Genomic DNA, 2,719 nt, shown 5'->3' on the forward strand with positions numbered 1-2,719 from the left:
GGTTGTAGCCACGCCGTTGAAATCCTTGACTTCGATGGCGGCACCGAGGGCGTTGTATTTCAGCGTGGCGTTGGAAAAAGCGCCGTCGCTGATGGCTTTGGCCCGGCGCAGACCGTCGCGTTCAAGTAGAAGACTCCAGCTTCCACCCTCGCTGACTGCTTTCAGATCGCCGTTTTCATCATATTCAAACGTCCGCCCCCAATTCGGACCTTCAACTTCGGAATTCGGCCGGTTGAGGCTCACATTTATGAGGCGTTCGATCTTCCATGCCACGCTTCCAGCGGTGTCCTTGACCTGTTCGGTCGTCCGGTTCCCCATCGCATCGAGGGTGTAGGCTCCCGACTCGCCTCGGTTGTTGCTCCAGCCAGTGACGCGGTGCGCGTCATCGTAGGTGTAGCTCAACACGAGGCCCTGGGGCAGTGTGACGGTCTCAACGCCGCCGAACGGCTTATATGTGAATGAGGCGGATTGCAGGCCACCTGCCGTTTGGGCCAACAAACGATCACGAGCGTCATAACTGTATGTGGTGACTAAGCCATTGGGGCCCGTGCGGCTGATGAGGCGATTAGCGTTGTCATAGCCATATAGCGTTTCGTGGCCCAGCGCATTGGTTGACTTTGTGCGGTTGCCGATTGCGTCGTAGACGTAACTGTTCACTGCACCGTTAGGCTCGGTTTCGCTAATGACCAACCCCAAGGCGTTGTAAGTCCATTGCCAAAGCTGGGCCTTGCCGGTTGCGGTGTCAGTGACCGTTTGGGACAGCAGGTTGCCGTATGTGTCGTATGTGTATGCAGTGCCGCGACCCGCTTCCGTTTTGAGCACCGGCAAAGCGAAGATCGGATGCCATTGCGTCGTCGTGGTCTGAGCCTCAGGCGTTCCTGACGCACGGGTGACCACGGTCGGCAAACCGCGAGCAACATCCCAACTCGTCGTGGTCACCGAGTTCTTGAAGTCAATTTCCGACGTGACCAAGCCATTGACGTCCTGAGTACGTTGATACGCCTCTCTCCCTCCCTTCTGTCCAGATACTCCCGAACTTCCCACCACTGCCAATTTGTCTTGGGCAGTCCCGTAGAAGTAAGCCCGGGACGTCCCAAGGGGATCAGTGATATGCACCTGGCGATACGGGCTCCCCCCGTTGTAAGAAACCTCGTAACGATCCGCCCCGCCGGCCAGTTCCGTGCTGATTGCGCGCCCGAAGGCCGACTCATAGGCGAACGTGGCGAACCGGACGCCAGATTCATCGAGGATGCCGGTCAACGCCCCGGGGAGGGCCGTGTTTTCATATACGAAAGAACGACTTTTCCCATCAGGATAAGTAACCGAAAACAAGCGTCCAGCACTGTCATAGCTATAGGCCACGGTACGGCCATCAGGAGTCACGACAGAGGTCAGTTGCCTCGCATCGTTGTATGCAAGAGTCAGCGTCCGACCGAAACCGTTGATCACGGTCGCTAACAAGCCCGCTGCGTTGTAGGTGTAGGCTGTCGCCCACCCGTTCCGGGCGACCTGGGTCTGCAATAAACCGGACGCATTGAAATTGAATACATCACCGCTATCGTTATTTCGATAGGCCCATGCGCCATCGCCTGATTGGATAAGCGAGTCCGTGCCGTGAGCCCCGACCCAATTAGACGAGTCCGGCGCCTTTGCGAAAACGCGAACATCTCCGTCGGAAAAGGTAATGGTGACCGCATTCGGATTCACCTTCGGAGTTGCTTCCAGCTTCGTGCTGTGATTGTGCATCCAGCCTCGACTTAGCACGCCAGATTTTCGCGTGTTGTCGTTTCCCCAACTGCTTCGATAGATACGTGAAAAAATTAAAGGAGCGGCGCCGTTATCTGAAAAATCAACTTCCGACCGATATTTTTCACCTGAGGCTGGCAAAATTGGATGCCCTACCCTGAATCCGACAGGAGGAATTTCACATTGATTGGCCGTTTTCGGAGTATTTGCAACGCACATCCCGGCCAACTCGAAAAAACCGCCTCTGCAAGAGCAGGTTTGCGGATTTCCATAGGTGCTCATTATTGAATTGCTAGGACATGATGGATTAGTCCAGACATCAAGTAGGCCGGAAGAAACGTCGCCAGGATTGGTACCGGTTACAGGATCTGGTGGTCCTAAATACACCTGCGAAATTAAACAACTCTCAGAAAAGCCTCCCTCAGGCCCATTGGCGGTTGATTTGATAATTTGAAAATTGCTTTCGGCTTTATTAAATACTTCTTTATAGTCATCACACAGCTCCTGCGCCGTAGCATAGCCGTAATGGGAGGAGTAAGGGTCGGATAAGAAATACCGAACACCAGTGGGAAATGAAGCTGCCGCCCCTCCAAATCCCAAAATTCCAAGCAGGAAAAATGACCAACGGAGCGTGACGCGCCGCCTATTCGGCGAATGAAACCGATTTATTGGCCGGAGGGTAGTAAATAACTGCCCAAGCTGAAGAAAAAAATTCAACACCCTCATCTCACGCTCCCTCATGTTTTCTTTTGCCCATCTGAGCATCCGTGCGCCGCGATAGTTAGTATTTCTTGGATGGCCCTTCACCCTTGAGGCGACTTGCACAGCCACGCAGCGCACTCTGTACAAGTTGTTTCAGGCTAGCCGAAAGGCCACACGCAGACAACGACAAATCGATGGCACGGTCATTTCCACTAACGAATTTAAAATGTAAGTTCGCAATTCTCCGGGGCCGCTGTTGTCGGTGAACGAC

General features: G+C 54.0%; 1 protein-coding gene. It reads right to left on the reverse strand.

The window, feature by feature from the left end:
* Nucleotides 1–2,472 (reverse strand): DUF6531 domain-containing protein (locus tag AC1DXX_RS33250; protein WP_478138459.1); only part of this gene is annotated, 2,472 nt, incomplete at its 3' end.
* Between the last annotated feature and the right edge of the window lie 247 nt (nucleotides 2,473–2,719).

It is taken from the genome of Variovorax sp. P4_B10 (genome assembly GCF_056402375.1).